The organism is Caballeronia sp. A2-2 (genome assembly GCF_057612605.2).
In genome coordinates this window covers 1,022,498-1,038,769 of record NZ_CM172588.1, presented here as the reverse complement: position 1 = coordinate 1,038,769, position 16,272 = coordinate 1,022,498, and the positions used below count along the sequence as shown (strand labels likewise).

The 16,272-nt window shown below is 60.0% G+C and carries 16 protein-coding genes; 8 read left to right on the top strand and 8 right to left on the bottom strand.

What is annotated here, in order from left to right:
• Nucleotides 1–85 precede the first annotated feature (85 nt).
• The gene (locus ACZCWR_RS21160; RefSeq protein WP_487303583.1) at nucleotides 86–1,015 is read left to right on the top strand and encodes a LysR family transcriptional regulator; all 930 of its coding nucleotides are present in this window, start codon (nucleotides 86–88) and stop codon (nucleotides 1,013–1,015) included.
• Here ACZCWR_RS21160 and tam read toward each other — a convergent pair.
• Nucleotides 1,012–1,779 carry a trans-aconitate 2-methyltransferase gene (gene tam, locus ACZCWR_RS21155; RefSeq protein WP_487303582.1) on the bottom strand — a complete coding sequence of 256 codons (768 nt, stop codon included), beginning with the start codon at nucleotides 1,777–1,779 and terminating at the stop codon, nucleotides 1,012–1,014. The two genes, ACZCWR_RS21160 and tam, sit on opposite strands and share 4 nt — an antisense overlap.
• A gap of 302 nt (nucleotides 1,780–2,081) precedes the next feature.
• Between tam and ACZCWR_RS21150 the strand changes: the two genes are divergently transcribed.
• A complete protein-coding gene (locus ACZCWR_RS21150) occupies nucleotides 2,082–3,311 on the top strand; it encodes a sensor histidine kinase (protein ID WP_487303581.1) in 1,230 nt (409 codons plus the stop codon).
• 59 nt (nucleotides 3,312–3,370) lie between these two features.
• Here ACZCWR_RS21150 and ahpF read toward each other — a convergent pair whose 3' ends face one another.
• Nucleotides 3,371–4,954 (bottom strand): alkyl hydroperoxide reductase subunit F, encoded by a 1,584-nt coding sequence (gene ahpF, locus ACZCWR_RS21145; protein ID WP_487303580.1) that lies wholly within the window; start codon nucleotides 4,952–4,954, stop codon nucleotides 3,371–3,373.
• Between the two features lie 150 nt (nucleotides 4,955–5,104).
• Complete coding sequence (ahpC, locus tag ACZCWR_RS21140) at nucleotides 5,105–5,668, bottom strand: alkyl hydroperoxide reductase subunit C (RefSeq protein ID WP_487303579.1); 564 nt, start codon at nucleotides 5,666–5,668, stop codon at nucleotides 5,105–5,107.
• Between the two features lie 206 nt (nucleotides 5,669–5,874).
• Between ahpC and ACZCWR_RS21135 the strand changes: the two genes are divergently transcribed.
• Both ACZCWR_RS21135 and ribA read left to right on the top strand, forming a co-directional pair.
• Nucleotides 5,875–6,570 carry an NADPH-dependent F420 reductase gene (locus tag ACZCWR_RS21135; protein ID WP_487303578.1) on the top strand — a complete coding sequence of 232 codons (696 nt, stop codon included), beginning with the start codon at nucleotides 5,875–5,877 and terminating at the stop codon, nucleotides 6,568–6,570.
• 145 nt (nucleotides 6,571–6,715) lie between these two features.
• On the top strand, nucleotides 6,716–7,393 hold the full coding sequence (gene ribA, locus ACZCWR_RS21130) for a GTP cyclohydrolase II (protein WP_487303577.1): 678 nt from the start codon (nucleotides 6,716–6,718) through the stop codon (nucleotides 7,391–7,393).
• Between the two features lie 6 nt (nucleotides 7,394–7,399).
• On the opposite strand, the gene ACZCWR_RS21125 is transcribed toward ribA, so the two are convergent.
• The 4 genes from ACZCWR_RS21125 to ACZCWR_RS21110 form a co-directional block, all read right to left on the bottom strand.
• Nucleotides 7,400–8,101, bottom strand: coding sequence for a 2OG-Fe(II) oxygenase (locus tag ACZCWR_RS21125; RefSeq protein WP_487303576.1), 702 nt, complete (start codon nucleotides 8,099–8,101; stop codon nucleotides 7,400–7,402).
• Between the two features lie 78 nt (nucleotides 8,102–8,179).
• Nucleotides 8,180–8,674: a hemerythrin domain-containing protein gene (locus tag ACZCWR_RS21120; protein WP_487303575.1), complete on the bottom strand. Its 495-nt coding sequence runs from the start codon at nucleotides 8,672–8,674 to the stop codon at nucleotides 8,180–8,182.
• A 101-nt stretch (nucleotides 8,675–8,775) separates the two neighbouring features.
• The gene (locus ACZCWR_RS21115; RefSeq protein ID WP_487303574.1) at nucleotides 8,776–11,082 is read right to left on the bottom strand and encodes an ATP-dependent DNA helicase; all 2,307 of its coding nucleotides are present in this window, start codon (nucleotides 11,080–11,082) and stop codon (nucleotides 8,776–8,778) included.
• 60 nt (nucleotides 11,083–11,142) lie between these two features.
• Nucleotides 11,143–12,261: an acyltransferase family protein gene (locus tag ACZCWR_RS21110; protein ID WP_487304763.1), complete on the bottom strand. Its 1,119-nt coding sequence runs from the start codon at nucleotides 12,259–12,261 to the stop codon at nucleotides 11,143–11,145.
• Nucleotides 12,262–12,701: 440 nt separating this feature from the next.
• Between ACZCWR_RS21110 and ACZCWR_RS21105 the strand changes: the two genes are divergently transcribed.
• From ACZCWR_RS21105 to ACZCWR_RS21090, 4 genes are read left to right on the top strand one after another with little or no spacing between them, the layout of a single operon-like run.
• Nucleotides 12,702–12,827 (top strand): hypothetical protein, encoded by a 126-nt coding sequence (locus tag ACZCWR_RS21105; RefSeq protein WP_487303573.1) that lies wholly within the window; start codon nucleotides 12,702–12,704, stop codon nucleotides 12,825–12,827.
• A 3-nt stretch (nucleotides 12,828–12,830) separates the two neighbouring features.
• Nucleotides 12,831–14,372: an FAD-binding oxidoreductase gene (locus tag ACZCWR_RS21100; protein ID WP_487303572.1), complete on the top strand. Its 1,542-nt coding sequence runs from the start codon at nucleotides 12,831–12,833 to the stop codon at nucleotides 14,370–14,372.
• The gene (locus ACZCWR_RS21095) at nucleotides 14,369–14,719 is read left to right on the top strand and encodes a hypothetical protein (protein ID WP_487303571.1); all 351 of its coding nucleotides are present in this window, start codon (nucleotides 14,369–14,371) and stop codon (nucleotides 14,717–14,719) included. Before ACZCWR_RS21100 ends, ACZCWR_RS21095 begins: the two co-directional genes overlap by 4 nt.
• A gap of 40 nt (nucleotides 14,720–14,759) precedes the next feature.
• The gene (locus ACZCWR_RS21090) at nucleotides 14,760–15,137 is read left to right on the top strand and encodes a DOPA 4,5-dioxygenase family protein (protein WP_487303570.1); all 378 of its coding nucleotides are present in this window, start codon (nucleotides 14,760–14,762) and stop codon (nucleotides 15,135–15,137) included.
• Between the two features lie 66 nt (nucleotides 15,138–15,203).
• Here the strand turns inward: ACZCWR_RS21090 and phaP are convergent, their stop codons facing one another.
• Nucleotides 15,204–15,767: a TIGR01841 family phasin gene (gene phaP / locus ACZCWR_RS21085; RefSeq protein WP_487303569.1), complete on the bottom strand. Its 564-nt coding sequence runs from the start codon at nucleotides 15,765–15,767 to the stop codon at nucleotides 15,204–15,206.
• Nucleotides 15,768–16,272 lie beyond the last annotated feature (505 nt).

The following is a 16,272-nucleotide window of genomic DNA, read 5'->3' as shown; positions in this document are numbered from 1 at the left end:
TATAGGCCCGCTGCACCGCGTTGTATAGTGAAACCTTTCCATCGATCGATCGCTTTTTGGAATCACCCGGCATTTTGCATTCAGCATGAAAAATACCCTCGATGTGCTTATGTCCCGCCTGCGAATGAAGCAGTTGCAACTGCTGATCGCGCTGGACGATCACAAGTCCCTGCACAAAGCGGCCGGCGCGATGGCGATGACCCAATCCGCCGCCAGTAAGGCGCTTGCGGAACTCGAATCGATGCTGGAAGCGTCGCTGTTCGAGCGCGCGAAAACCGGGCTCATTCCGAATCCGTTCGGCCGATGCGTGGTGCGTTATGCGCGCGTGCTGGCCGCCGATCTCGGCGCGCTGTGTCAGGAAGTGGCGCAGATTCGCGCGGGCACGGGCGGGCGGCTGACCATCGGCACGATCATGGGCGCGGTGCCGGGCGTGGTCGCGCCACTCGTCGATGAGATGAACGCGAAGCATCCGGCTCTTGCCATCGAGATCGTGGAGGACACGAGCGCCAACATGCTCGTCATGCTCGACGATGGCCGCGTCGATCTGATGATCGGCCGCGCGAGCGTGTCGGATCAGCCGACGAAGTACCACTATCAACCGCTGACGGACGAGCCGTTGTCGGTGGTCGTAGGACACGATCATCCGCGAACGAAGGCGCGTGAAATCGGCTTCGCTGACTTGGCGAAGCTGCGTTGGGTGACTTACCCGACCTACATGCCAATGAGCGCGCTGCTCGAACGCGAACTCGATCTCGCCGGCCTCACCATGCCCGCCAATCCCATTTCGACCGCTTCGCCGCTCGTCACGGTGACGCTCCTGCAACGCAGCCCCGAACTCGTGTCGATCCTGCCCGCGAGCGTGGCGAAACTATTCGAGGCGCACGGCATGTTGCGCATCCTGCCGGTGCCGATGAAGTCGAAATCGCAGACTTTCGGCATCGTCACGCGCAAGGGCGGCGAGCTGTCGCCTGCCGCGCGCCAGTTCGTGCAGATGTTGCGCGAGCATCGGGCTTAGCGCGTCGCGACGATGAACAAACGCGGGAACGGCAACAGCACCGCGCCATCGTCGAGCACGGTGTACGCGCCTTGCAATTTCTCGCGATAACGGTCCAGAAACGCCTTTTGTTCCTGCGAATCCAGCCGTGCCAGAAACGGACGCAACGCGCTGCCCTTGAACCATTCGATCACTGCATCGATGCCACCGTCGAGCGCGTGGTGATAGACGGTGCGCCAGACATCGACATGCGCGCAATGCGGTTTGAGGAGCTTGAAGTACCACTGCGCATCGAAGCGCGCGGTGCGTGCCGCGCCCTTGAGCTTGTCGCGCCACGTTCCGTCCTGCGCGGCTTCGAGCATGAGCGTGTGCGCGGGTTCGTCGAGGTTGTCGGGCATCTGCACGGCGAGTTGTCCGCCTGTCGCGAGTTGACCGACGAGATGCGGAAATAGCGTGTCGTGGCCGGGCACCCATTGCAGCGACGCATTGGCGAGAATCAGATCGAGCGGCGCGTCCGCATTCCACGTGGCGATGTCCGCCTGCTCGAAGCGCACGTTCGGCAGACGCTTGCGCGCGGCGGCGATCATGTCGTCCGAATTGTCGATGCCCATCACGCTCGCATGGGGCACGCGGGCCAGCAAAGTTTCGGTGGAGTTTCCCGGACCGCAGCCGAGGTCCACCGCCGAGCGCACACCATCGGCGCGAGTCGCATTGAGAAGATCCCGGACGGGACGCGTGCGCTCCGCTTCGAAGCGCGAATACTGGCTGGCCTGCCAATCGGACATGAGCAATTCCTCGCTGTTGGTCGAATGAATTTTGCATGCATTATGCAAGCACACCGCTTCTTTGGCCCATCCGCAAGGGGGTTCCAGACGTTCTTCGCGGAATGCTGAATTCTGCATGCCATTTTTACCTGTTCACCTGATATTTAACTCCAAAAGAACACTCGGGTTTTTCGTTTGCGCATAGGCATCGTCCTATACTGGCGATGCGCTGCAAAAGCGGTCATTTCGCGCGCACTTCAATCGGGCACCACACGAGCAACGCGCGCCGAAGTCCGGCGCTCTCGCACACGGGAACATCGCAGATGAGCGACCCTTCAGGCGGCTTGACCGGTCTCGTGGCCGCACTGCGCACGCAGCAGGCCGCGCTCACCGAACGATGGATGAAGCTCGTGTTCGGCGATCACGAAGTCGAGCATTCGGATCAACTCACCTATCGGCAACTCGCCGACCATCTGCCCAGCATCTTCGACGAAATCTGCATCGTGCTGGAATCGCGCAATCTGCACGATCAGGAAGGCGCGATCGAACGCGATGCGCGCCAACACGGACAATGGCGCTGGAAGCAGGGATATCGCGTCGATGAACTGGTGCGTGAACTCGACCTGTTCCGGCAAGTGCTGCTGTCCGCCATCGGCGATTACGCGGCGGCGCATCCGCAACTCTTGCGCGAGGAAGAAGAACGCGCGCGGCTCATGACCGACGAAGTGGTGAGCTTCGTCACGCTCGCGTCGATTCGCGAGGCGGTCAGCGAACGCGACCGCAAGATCGACGAATACACCGGCATGCTGGAACGCGCCAACTATGAACTCACGCTGCGGCAACGGCTCATCAGCGATCTATACGAAACTCGCATGCAGATCACGCGGCGCGTCGCGCACGACCTGCGCAATTTTTTGAACGTGTTTTCGACCGCGCTGCAACTCGCCACGCGCTCGCCCGCGAAACGCGACAACGCGCTGGGTCTCGCGCAACGTCAGGTCGCCGACATGGCGACGCTCGTCGATGAGATGGTGGAATATTCCAAGGTGCTCGGCGACAACTCGATCCTGCTGGCCGAGCCATTCGATCTCGTCGGCCTCTTCGACGAACTCATGCAGGCGTGCCGCGTTTCCACGGAAGCGAAGGGCTTGAAGCTGGTCGGCCATCTGGATACCAACCTGAGCACGGTGACATCGAACCGGCTCAAGGTGAAACAGGTCGCGCTGAACCTGTTGTCGAATGCGATCAAATACACGGCATCGGGCGAGATCGTGCTGTCGATCACGGCGGTCGGCGACGATCGATGGAGACTGCGCGTGACGGACACGGGCGTGGGCATCGACGCGGACGATCAGGAGCGCGTGTTCGAGGAATTCGAGCGCGCGAACGAAGACGATATTCCCGGCGCGGGACTGGGCCTCGCCATCGTGAAGGAGTTGTCGCGCGCGCTGGAAGGCGAACTCAAGTTTCAGTCGGTGAAGGGACACGGCAGCGTCTTCGAAGTGACCTTTCCGATGGTCCTCGTCCCCAAGACCGAAAGCGGCACGCCCTGAAACGAAAAAAGGCGAACGGGCCGCCCCGTTCGCCTTTTTCGATGCTGCTGCTTTAACGCTTACGCCGTCGCTTCTTCCACGACCTCGACTTCTTCCACCGACGCACGGATCAGATGATCGAACGCCGACAGCGATGCCTTCGCGCCTTCGCCGACCGCGATCACGATCTGCTTGTACGGCACGGTCGTCACGTCCCCCGCGGCGAACACGCCGGGCAACGAGGTCGCGCCCTTTGCATCGACCACGATCTCGCCGTGCTTGGACAATTCCAGCGTGCCCTTGAGCCATTCCGTGTTCGGCACGAGACCGATCTGCACGAACACGCCTTCCAGTTCGACGCGCTTTTCTTCGCCGCTCGCACGATCCTTATAGACGATGCCGTCGACCTTCTTGCCGTCGCCGGTGATTTCCGTCGTCTGACCTTGCGTGACGATGTCCACGTTCGGCAGGCTGCGCAGCTTCTTCTGCAACACCGCATCCGCACGCAGTTCCGCGCCGAACTCGATCAGCGTGACATGCGCGACGAGGTTCGCCAGATCGATCGCCGCTTCGACGCCTGAATTACCGCCGCCGATCACCGCGACGCGCTTGCCCTTGAACAGCGGGCCATCGCAGTGCGGGCAATACGCCACGCCGCGTCCGCGATATTCGCGCTCGCCCGGCGCGCCGATTTCACGCCAGCGCGCACCGGTCGACAGCACGATCGTCTTGGCCTTCAACACCGCGCCGCTCGCCAGATGAATCTCGTTGATGCGGCCCGGCACCAGCTTTTCGGCGCGCTGCACATCCATGACATCGACTTCGTATTGCTTGACGTGCTGTTCCAGCGCCACCGCGAACTTCGGTCCTTCCGTTTCCTGCACGGAGACGAAGTTTTCGATTGCCATGGTGTCGAGCGTCTGGCCGCCGAAGCGTTCCGCGACCACGCCGGTCGCGATGCCCTTGCGCGCCGCGTAAATCGCCGCCGCCGCGCCCGCCGGACCGCCGCCGACGATCAGCACATCGAACACGGGCTTCGTTTCCAGCGCCTTCGCGGCACGCGCCGGTGCGCCCGTGTCCAGCTTCGCCAGAATTTCCTTCACGCTCATGCGGCCTTGGCTGAAGCTCTCGCCGTTCAGGAACATGGTCGGCACGGCCATCACCTGACGGTCATCGACTTCCTGCTGGAACAGCGCGCCATCGATCGCCACGTGCTTGATGCGCGGGTTGATGATCGACATCACGTTCAGCGCCTGCACGACTTCCGGGCAGTTCTGGCACGACAGCGAGAAATACGTCTCGAAGGAGAAATCGCCGTCGAGTTCGCGAATTTGCTCGATGGTCGCATCGTCCAGCTTGATGGGATGGCCGCCGGTTTGCAGCAGCGCGAGCACGAGCGAGGTGAATTCGTGGCCCATCGGAATGCCGGCGAAGCGGATGCCCGCATCCTTGCCCGGCTCGCCGATGGTGAACGACGGACGACGCGCGCTGGCATCTTCTTTCTCGACGACGCTGATCTGCGCCGACAGCGAAGCGATTTCATCGAGCAGGCTTTTCAGCTCCTTCGATTTGTCGCTGCCGTCGAGAAAGGCGACGAGCTCGATCGGCCGGGTGAGCTTTTCCAGATAGGCTTTCAACTGATTCTTGAGGTTGGCGTCCAGCATGGCGATGTCCGTTCCTTGGCTTTTTACAGGCGTGCTTCGATACGGCGCTGAAGTTTTCAGCGCCGCGTTGAAAGCGTTTTTGGGTATTGCGGAACCCGAGCGCGCAGACGTGCGCTCAGGTCCATTCAGCTTGCGCAGAGCGCGCGGAGCTTAGATCTTGCCGATCAGGTCGAGCGACGGCGTGAGCGTTTCAGCGCCCGGCGTCCACTTGGCGGGGCAGACCTGGCCCGGATGCTTCGCGATGTATTGCGCAGCCTGCACCTTGCGCAGCAGTTCGCCCGCGTCACGGCCGATGCCGTTGTCGTGCACTTCGCACAGCTTGATCTCGCCTTCCGGGTTGATCACGAACGTGCCGCGCAGCGCCAGGCCTTCTTCTTCGATCAGCACGTCGAAGTTGCGCGAGATCGCGAGCGTCGGATCGGCGATCATCGGATACTTGATCTTCTGGATCGTGTCCGACGTGTCGTGCCATGCCTTGTGCGTGAAATGTGTGTCGGTCGAGACGGAATAGATTTCGACGCCCAGCTTCTTGAACTCGTCGTAACGGTCAGCCAGATCGCCCAGTTCGGTCGGGCAAACGAACGTGAAGTCAGCCGGATAGAAGACGAACACCGACCACTTGCCCTTCAGGCTTTCTTCCGTGACGGTCTGGAAATCGCCATTGTGGTAAGCGGTGGCTTTGAACGGCTTGACTTGACTGTTGATGATGGGCATTACCGGTTTCCTTGTGTGGAGTGGTGTTGAAGAAGTACGTGAACTATACAGGAAAACTATCGCATTCGATAAGTGGATTGATTTTATTGTCATCATTGACGCAGCCTATCGACGCGATATTTCTCGTTTACGCCTAAGTACTTCGGGTATCGCGCTTGCAACAGCATCGACATGGCGATTTGCCTGAGTTTTTCAACGGAGCAACCATGAAGATAGGAATTATCGGAGCCGGGAATATTGGTTCAGCACTGGCGTTTCGGTGGACGGAGCGCGGGCATGAAGTGAAGATCGCGAACTCGCGCGGGCCGGCGTCGCTGGCGGATGTGGAGCGCGAGACCGGCGCGAAGGCGGTCGAGGCGCGCGATGCCGTGAAGGACGCCGACGTGATCATCGTGACCATTCCGCAGGCCAAGGTGCCGAATCTGCCGAAGGACTTGTTCGCGAATGTGCCCGCGAGCGTCGTCGTGATCGATACCGGGAACTACTATCCGCGTCAGCGCGATGGGCGCATCGACGGGATCGAAGGCGGGCTGACGGAAAGCCGCTGGGTCGAGCAGCAGATCGGCCGTCCGGTGATCAAGGCGTTCAACAATATCTACGCGGCGCATCTGCGCGACATGGGCAAGCCTGCGGGCACGGCGGGGCGCATCGCGCTGCCGGTCGCGGGGGACGATCCGACGGCCAAGGCGGCGGTGATGCAACTCGTCGATGAACTCGGCTTCGATCCCATCGATTCCGGTGGACTCGACGATTCATGGCGTCAGCAACCTGCATCGCCGGTGTACACGCACGATTACGACGCGGCAGGCGTGCGCGCGGCGCTGCAAAAGGCCAGCCCGACACGCAAGCCCGAATGGCGCGCGACCGACCGCAGCCCCGGCGATTTCGCCAATCCCGCCTAGGGCATAAGCAACGTTAAAGCGTTCAAGGAGAAATCCGCCCGCCGTGCGACAATCTGCAAACTTTCCCGATGGGCTTTAACATGACGTGCCGGATAGCCTTGCCTGTCCGCAGGCGGCCCGGCCGTCATGGACTTGCAGATTGACTATGAAAACCGCATCTCCTTCGCAGCCCGTGCAACACACACAAGACGCCCAGCGCCGCTTCGGCGAGTGCGACGAATGCGCGGATGTCGAACTCGTCGCCAACGCCACCATTCCCACGCGCTACGGCACGTTCAGCTCGTATGTGTATCGCGTGAAGCATACGGACGTGGAGCACATCGCCTTCGTCATGGGCGATGTAAGTACCGGCGACTCCGTGCTCACGCGTCTGCATTCCGAATGCGTGACCGGCGATGTCTTCGGTTCCTATCGTTGCGACTGTGGCGAGCAACTCGACCTCGCGCTGCGTTATATCGCGGCTGAAAATCGCGGCGTGCTGCTTTATTTGCGCGGACATGAAGGGCGCGGCATCGGTCTGGCAAACAAGATCCGCGCGTATGCGTTGCAGGAGCAAGGCCTCGATACCGTCGATGCCAATCTCCACCTCGGCCTTCCCGACGACGCCCGCGAATACGATTCCGCCGCTGCCATCCTGCGCGCGATGAACGTGAAATCGGTGCGTCTGATGAGCAATAATCCGTCGAAGTTCGACACGCTGCTCAAGCACGATATTCCGGTGTGCGAACGTGTCGCGCTGGCCATTCCGATGCGTGAAGAAAACGAGCGATACATCAAGACGAAGCAGGCGCGCTTCGGGCATTACTTCGACGAGAACGAATAAGTTCTTTCAACTTGCGTCATGAAAGATGATGCCGAGCATGTGCCTGCGTCCCGAACGCAGGCGGCTCACGCCATGACGCATATTCACGCGATACGGTCCGCGCGTGCCCTGCACCGGCCGATGATGCACCGCGAAGAACACGGCATCGCCTTGCTGTAGAGGCACGACTTCCGCGCGTGATTGCATGCGCGGACGCTGCTCGGTCATCACGAATTCGCCGCCGGTGAAATCGCGCTGTGGCGCGGATAAAAGCACCGCCATTTGAATCGGGAATATGTGTTCGCCGTATAGGTCTTGATGCAGACAGTTATAGTCGCCGGGACCGTAACGCAGCATCAACGGCGTGGGCCGCGTCTGTCCCGCGCGATGGCATCGTTCGATGAACTCGGCATGATCGCGTGGATATCGCGTGTCGATACCCATGATCTCATTCCAGCGATTGGCAATCGGCGCGAGATGCGGATAAATGCCGCTGCGCAAGTCGCTTAGAAGATCGGGCAGCGGATAAGCGAAGTATTTATATTCGCCACGTCCGAAGCTATAGCGTTCCATTACGATGCGGCTTCTGAAGATCGCATCGTCGTCGTAACGCGCGGCGAGTGCTTTGCAGGTTTCGGGCGTGAGCAAACCCGGTGCGATAGCCGAACCTGTTTCGTTAAGCTGATCTTCTATCGCGGCCCAATCCAGCGTTCGTTCAAGCACCTTCATGCAACGTCTCCTCAAGCGTCATTGCATGAAGTGTGCATCGTGCGCGTTCTACGCGCACGTCGAATCTTGCTGCGTCATTCAATGCGCAGTCGCGACCTCGGTGATACGCGCTTGCAGAGCCGTCTTGCGTGCTTCTATCTTCTTGCCGATGGCCACGAGATCCAGCCCCGCGCGACGAATCTCCGGGAACAGTTCCGATTCTTCTTCCTCGACGTGATGCGTGACGTTTTCCTTGAGCACGCTGAACGTGGCATCGAAACCGTCATCGCCGGCGCGAAGCTGCGTGAACTTTTCGATCAGCGTCTTCACCAGAAAGTGCTCGACGAACGCTTCGTTCACATCGATTCGATGATCCTTCCCAAGCGCCTGCCGCGCCGCCGGATAGAGCAGTTCTTCTTCGACGATCGCGTGGATGGTCAACAGTTCGCACGCGCGCTGCACCAGCGTGGTCTTGCGTTCGAGATCGTCCTTCGGTGCGCGCTCGAACGCGTCAAAAAGTTGTTCAACCGCGCGATGATCCGCTTCGAGAATAGTGAGCGCGTCGTCCTGTTTTGATGCGTGAGCCTGAGCCATGTCGTCACTCCTTTTCGCCTGATGTAGGGATGTTTTTGCCGGAACATGCATGGTGTTCCGATGCGTCATCCTTTCAGCAACGCGAATGCCTGACGCGTTCTTTAGGCGAGCTTGAGTTCCCGCTCTCGCAATACCTTGACCTGCCACCACGCGGGCAATAAACGTCGTACTTCTGCACGTGCGAAGCGATCGTCGATAAGATAAAGCACGCCGCGATCGAGCGGTCCGCGAATCACGCGTCCGGCGGCTTGCACGACTTTTTGCAGGCCGGGAAAGAGATAGGTGTACGCGTAGCCTTCGCCGAATGCTTCGTGCATGCGCGTTTTCATCTGCTCATTGACGGGATTGAGTTGTGGCAATCCCAATGTGGCGACGAATGCGCCGATCAGTCGCGTGCCCGGTAAGTCGATGGCCTCGCCGAACGCACCGCCGAGCACGGCGAATCCGATGCCGCATCCGTGCTCGGTGAAGCGCGCGAGAAACGCTTGTTGCGCGGCTTCGCTCATGGCGCGCGATTGCAGCCAGCATGGAATGGACGGATGCCGTTCGGCGAGCGCATCGGCAACTTGCGAAAGATAATCGTAACTACTAAAGAAGCTCAGATAGTTGCCCGGCGCTTGCGCGTACTGCATGGCGATCATGTCCGCGATGCGTGCCACCGATGCTGCACGATCGCGATAACGCGTGGAGACATCGGCGATGGCGCGTACATCGAGTTGCGTGGCTTCGAACGGGGATTCGACATCGATTCGCACGCACGTTTCGGGCACGCCGAGCGTGTCGGCGTAGAAATGCGCGGGCGTGAGCGTCGCGGAAAAAAGCGCGACGCTGTGTGCGCGCGCGAAACGTGGCGCGAGATGCGGCGCCGGAATCACGTTGCGCAGGCAGAGCGTGCTGTTACGCGCGCGTCGTGCTGAAGCGCCGAGCGTGATGTCGAACATCGAATGCGGTCCGAAGCGCTCCGCGATGCGCGTGAAATGCACGGCATCGAAATAAAAACGCAGCAGGTCGGGCGTGAAGAGATCGGGCTGCTCGCCGAGTGCTTCGGTCATGAGCGAAACCGCGTGGCCGAGCGCGGTGAGCAAGGACGCGGGCGGCTCGGCATGCGCCGCATAGTCGATGCCTTTCTCTTCCTGCTCGCGGCACGACTCGCTCCAGTTGCGCGCAACACGCGACAACGCGCGTTTCACAAACGGCGGCGCGCTGCGGCGCATGGCATCGAAAGCGGCGCGTTCGAGCGTGGCCGAATACATGCCGCGCGCGCGATCCACGAGGTTGTGCGCTTCGTCCACCAGCACCGCGATGTGCCATTTGTTCGCTTCTGCCAGCGCGAACAGCATGGCGCTCGTATCGAAGTAATAGTTGTAGTCGCCGACGATCACATCGGCCCAACGCGCCATTTCCTGACTCAGATAGTACGGACAGACATCGTGCAAGCGAGCCACATCCGCGATGGCCGCGCGGTCGAGTTGCGGACGTTCGAGCGCGGCGGCGCGGGCATCGGGCAAACGATCGTAGAAGCCTTGCGCAAGCGGACACGATTCGCCATGACACGCGCGGCCCGGATACTCGCAAGCCTTGTCGCGCGCGACCAGTTCGACGACGCGCAGCGGGGCGGCATTGAGCGTGGTGAGTGCATCGAGCGCGAGCTGACGGCCTGCGCTCTTGGCGGTGAGAAAGTAGATCTTGTCGAAGTGCTGGCGCGGCCATGCCTTGAGCAACGGAAACAGCGTGCCCACTGTTTTGCCGATGCCTGTAGGTGCTTGCGCCATCAGACATCGGCCCGAGATGGCAGCGCGATAGACCGTTTCGGCGAGCGTGCGTTGTCCACTTCGGAAATCCGCGTGCGGGAAGGTGAGGGTGGTGAAGCGTGCATCGCGCGATGCCTGATGTCGCAATTCCTGTTCGGCCCACGCGATGAAACGCTGGCATTGAAGCTCGAAATGGACGCGCAGGGCTACGGCGGATTGTGTTTCGACCAGGACCTGTTCGGTTTGATCGACTACATCGAAATAAACGAGCGCGATGTCGATGCTGTCCAGCCCGCGCTCGCGACACATCAAATGCGCATAGACGCGTGCCTGCGCCCAATGCAAATGACGGTGATTGTCAGGCATCCTTTCTAGTTTGCCGCGATACGTTTTTATCTCTTCGAGGCGATTGAGAAGGGGATCGAAACCATCGGCGCGGCCGCGTATGCGTAGCGGGCCGTAGTCTTGTGTGAGGGTGATTTCTTTTTGGTAGCTGGCGTGGCGGCGGGCGGTGACGGTGAGGTGGCCTGCGATGCCTTCTTGAGCGGTGGGGGAAGGGGTGAAGCGGAGGTCTAGATCGCCCTGTTTTGCGGTGAACTCGCATAGCGCGCGTACGGCGACGGTGTAGGCGGGGTCGGGGGCGGGAACTGTATGCATGTACAGGAGGATAGCATGGGGATTCACACTCGAAACCGCACCCGCCTTCCGGCAGATATTTTACTGAGAGCCCGAATTCGCCGTGACGGAAGGTGCAGCCGTTTGACCCATCCGCCCGAAGCGCGCAAGCAAATATCGGTGAAAAGGCAACTCGACTTTTTCCGCCAGCACGACTGCGACGACGATGGCCGTCAGAATACTCAGAACATGCCAGGCGATGAGCGCTGCGACGGGAATGCGCGGCATCGCCCAGATCAGCTTCCCCATGAAGGACAACACGAACCAGTGCACTAGGTAGAGCGTGTAGGACGCATCGCCGATGCGCATCATGATTGCGCCGGGCACTGTCGTTGTGATCGAGCGTTCTCTGTCGGCGCCAATCAGTCCGGTAATGAGGAAAAACGCGACCACACTGGCGGCAAGCGGGCGCACTAGCACATAGGCCGCATTCGAAAGAACGCCTGAATCGAGAAACTCGCACAGACCAAGGTAGCTCGCCGCGGCGATCATCAACTGGGCGCGCCATCCCGACTTCGACATGACATCGGCGACTCGAAACGCCAACGCACCGAAGAAGAAATCGATGCAGAGCGGACTCAGAACATATCCGTACAGGCATTGAATGTTGAGTAGCGACAATCCGATCGCAACGACGCTGAGCACGAAAAGCACTTCAGCAAGCCTGCGACTGAGGTGAAAAAAGATCGCGAGCGTGCACAAATAATAGAAAAGGGCTTCGTGAATCAGACTCCAGCCGACGCCCAACACTGGAAAGCCCGACAAGGGAATCAAGGCAAGGGACCGGAAAAAGCGCGTGCTGTCCGGGACGAACTGACCCGACAGATTGGCGAGATTGAATTTGCCGGACGAAACAACAAACGCGGCGATCACCATCGTGCTGAAGAACCAGTACGGTGGCACGATGCGCAGCGCCCGCTTGACCAGAAAGGTGCGTGAGGCATCCAAGGTGGGCGGCAACTTATAGATCAGCATCGCCATGATGAAGCCGCTGATGCAGAAGAAAATATCCACACCAATGTCCAGATGATTCACCACCGACGGATAGTGAGTCATGCGAAAGTGCGTATCACCTTCGATCCAATAGTTGGCCTGTGCGTATTTGATGGCGAGATGCGAATGCCAGATCACGATCAGGATCGCAGCAAACGCACGCAGCATTTGCAGGGCAGCGACGTTTTTTGTGTTTTGCATGACCTGTCGTTCCCGAAAATGAAAGGACAGATGTCCGGAAGCCCTTGCTTGAATGAGCGGTCTGCGATTGTTCAGACCAGAAACCGAATCGTCCTTTCTTCGAGCGGCGAACGACGATTGGCGATGTCCAATATGGCAAGTGCTTCACGCTACCGAATCGAAAAGGAAAAGAGAACCGGGAATTGCGCTTATCAACTTGTGCGTTGCCGGCATGCGGAATAATTTGCTCGTCCATGCAGATTCAACACGCCAGTTTTTAGTTGGTTAGCATGGCGTATCTCTTTCGTAAGAAGACTCGTACTTCACGGGCAAAAACGTTAAAACTCCGCGGAATAGAGCGATGCCATGGTGCGTTCTATTAACACACAGCGCGATCCGCCGCCGTGCCCACTCCCGGAGACACCCTCATGAAACACGCCAGACTCGCCGCCGTCATGCTCGCCTTATTCGCCGGCCTCCTCGCCGGATGCCAGACCGATGGAACCGGCGGCTCCGGCACCAGTTCATCGAGCGGCAGCAGCGGCGGCTATTGACCGTTGAACCGCGCCACGCGCGACGCAGCCATCGCGGAGCTAACGGCAACGCTCGGCGCGCAGGCCGTGCTAACCGGCGACGCCCTCAAGCCCTACCTCGACCCATTCGCCCCCGGCGATGCCGCCGCCCACGCGCCCTCAGCCGCCGTCCTCCCCGGCGACGCCGATGCCATTCGCGCCGTACTCGCGATAGCCAATCGTCATCGCGTGCCGCTGTGGACGGTATCCACCGGACGAAACTTCGCGTACGGCGGCGCATCGCCGCGCGTGGCCGGCAGCATCGTGCTCGATTTGCGGCGGATGAACCGCATCATCGAGATCGATCAGACGCTCGGTTACGCGCTGGTCGAACCCGGCGTGACGTATTACGACCTGCATCGCGCGCTCGGCACGCCGCGCCGCTTCTGGGTCGATCCACCGGCAGCGGGTTGGGGTAGCGTGGTCGGCAACACGCTGGAACGCGGCTATGGCACGACGCCCTATGGCGACCACGCGGCGCACCAATGCGGCATGGAAGTGATGCTCGCGAACGGCGACATCGTGCGCACCGGCATGGGCGCGATGTCGGCCAGCCGCGCGTGGCAAGTGTTCAAACCGGGCTTCGGTCCGTCCTTCGACGGGTTGTTCATGCAGTCGAATTTCGGTGTGGTCACCAAGCTCGGTATCTGGCTGATGCCCGCGCCCGAGGGCTACATGATCTGCCGCTATGCGTTCGAAAACGAAGACGATCTGGAACGCATCGTCGATACGCTTCGTTCACTGAAAATGGACGGCACCATCCAGAGTCAGGCGGTGATCGAAAGTGCCGTGCGCTGGGCGGCGGGCGTGTCCACGCGACGCGACTGGTACGACGGCGATGGCGCGATGCCCGAGCACGCCATCGACGCAATGACGCGCAAGATCGGCATCGGACGCTGGAATTTGCGCTTCTGTCTGTACGGTCCGAAGGCGCTGGTCGAAGCGCGGCGCGATATCGTCCACGCGCGTTTCGCCGCCATTCCGGGTGCGACGCTCTTCGAAATGCCTTACCGCGATGGCAGCATCGAGCCACCCGGCGGCGGCGACCGCGCGCAAGTCGGCATTCCGAACATGGAGGCGTTCAATCTGCTCAACTGGCGCGGCGGCTCGGGCGCGCACATCGACTTTTCGCCGGTGTGTCCGTCCATCGGACGCGATGCGGTAATTCAAGCGCGCATGGTCCGCGAACGCGCGGCGCAGTTCGGCTTCGATTACTACGGCGGCTTCACGGCAGGCGAGCGCTCGATGCATCACATCTTCGCGGCCATCTTCGATCGCGACGATCCGAAGCAATCGCACGCGGCGGGCGCGCTCGTCGAAACGCTGATCCGCGATGCAGGCGCGGCAGGTTACGGCCAATACCGCACGCATCTGGATTACATGGATCTGGCGGCATCGCAATACGATTTCAACGATCACGCGTCGATGCGGCTATCGCGCACGATCAAGACCGCGCTCGATCCGAACGGCATTCTTTCGCCGGGCAAACAAGGCATCTGGCCTGCGCACGATAAAGGCGACGCATGATGAATCTGTCGCGACGCGCGTTCTTGCTGACGTCGGGCGCGTTGCCTTTCGCGTGGTCGGATTTAATTCATTTGCCGCTGACCAAGACGATCGTCATCGATCACGCGCTTTCCGCTTACCTTCCCGCTGATCTGCAAACCAACACGCGCTTCATTCCACTGAATGGCGACGCATATTGGCTATGGCACGAACACGTGTCGCAAGCGTTGGTGTCATCGCGCGTGATAACCGGCTTCACCCGTCCCGCCGATGCCTTCGTCCTCACGCATCTCGCCGAGTCCTCTGGTGTACGAACGATCCGGCACACCCATTCCGTTGACACGGTGCACTGGGCATTGTTTCGCTAGAATGAATGCACACTCAATATTGCCGCGACGGCCTGCAACAATGGACTCAACGACCACGCTCACCACGCCCACGATTTCCACCTGGCACGCCCATTTCTATTTCGATGCCACCACCCGCGACGCAGCCTGGCAGATGCGGCAAACCATCGAAACGCGTTTCGCGGATGATTTGCGCAACGGCACGCTCACCTTGGGCCGCTTTCACGAACGGCCGGTCGGACCGCATCCGATGTGGTCGTTTCAACTGGGCTTCGGCAGCGGCCAACTCACACCGATGCTCGAATGGCTCGCACTCAATCACGGCGCGCTCGATGTCTTCATGCATCCGAATACGGGCGATGCATTGAAGGATCATCGCGATTCGGCGGTGTGGATTGGGCACTCGCATGAACTGGTGTTGCGAAGCCTGATGAACTAAATGTAAGCGCCATGAAAAAGGGCGGACCGAAACGGTCCGCCCTGATGATTCATTTCACGTGACAACTTACTTCTTCGTGGCCGCGACCTTCGATGCAGCGCGCGCCGTGTTTCTGCTGGCGGCGGTTGCATCGCTTTGAGCGGCTTCCACGACTTGTTGAGCCGATTTCTTCGCGGCTTCATAAGCGGAATTCGCGGATTCGGTCGCGGCATCGAGCGCGCTTTGCCATGCTTTCACCACGGCTTCGCTGCCGGCGGGCGCGTTGCTCGCCAGACTTTCAACGAGCGCCTGCGCGTTGCGCTGCGATTTTTCCATCTGCACCTGCGCGGCTTCCAGATACACGCCGCGCGCGCCGTTGGCGATCTCGAACACACTTTGCCAGTAAGCCTGCACGCGTTGCGCGCTGGTTTGGGCGTGCTGATTTTGCAGCGCGAAGAAATCCTGTGCATCGCGCACGGAAAGCGTTTTGGCGACGAGTTGCTGGTGCGCATCGAGCGCAGCGTGCAACGTGCGCGCATTCAGGCCGATCAACTGCTCGAATCCTTCCATGGCGCGGGAGGCGAAACCAAAGCTCGCATCCAGCCCGGCTTTTTGTGATGCCAGGAGAGTTTCAGGCGCAAGACTGCTCATACTCGACTCCAGTTGATGTCATCCCCTATTCGGGCGAATGGGACAACGGTTTGTGCAGCGCAGCGAATGTTCATTCTAAAGAAAGCAATGCGAGTGTCAATTGCGCTTTCTGCCGCTTAAAGCGAGTCACTTCGGCTGCAATGGTAATCGGATAAAAATGACTGCGATAAGTTCTTTGGTGTCTTGCAAGGTTAATCGGCATAAGAATTCACGGTAGGGCCGATCATTTTGTTTTCGACAATAATCGTTTGTTATAGGCGCGCACCGGTGCGCTCGACGCGAACGAACGTTCAGTGACATGCCAGCGCGGGCGTGCGTGCGAGCGAATCAAGGGTGAATGCGTTTTTTCCCTGATAGACCATTGATGTCGTCTTTGCAAAAATCTCGCCCTTTAAAGCAGCTTGAAAGTTACGGGAGCGACTAGCTTTGGCAGGTGTATTGTCTGTCACCGGCTCGTCACCGGGATTCCCTAAGATTCAACCTCGCGCGATTGAGCCGGCGCTGA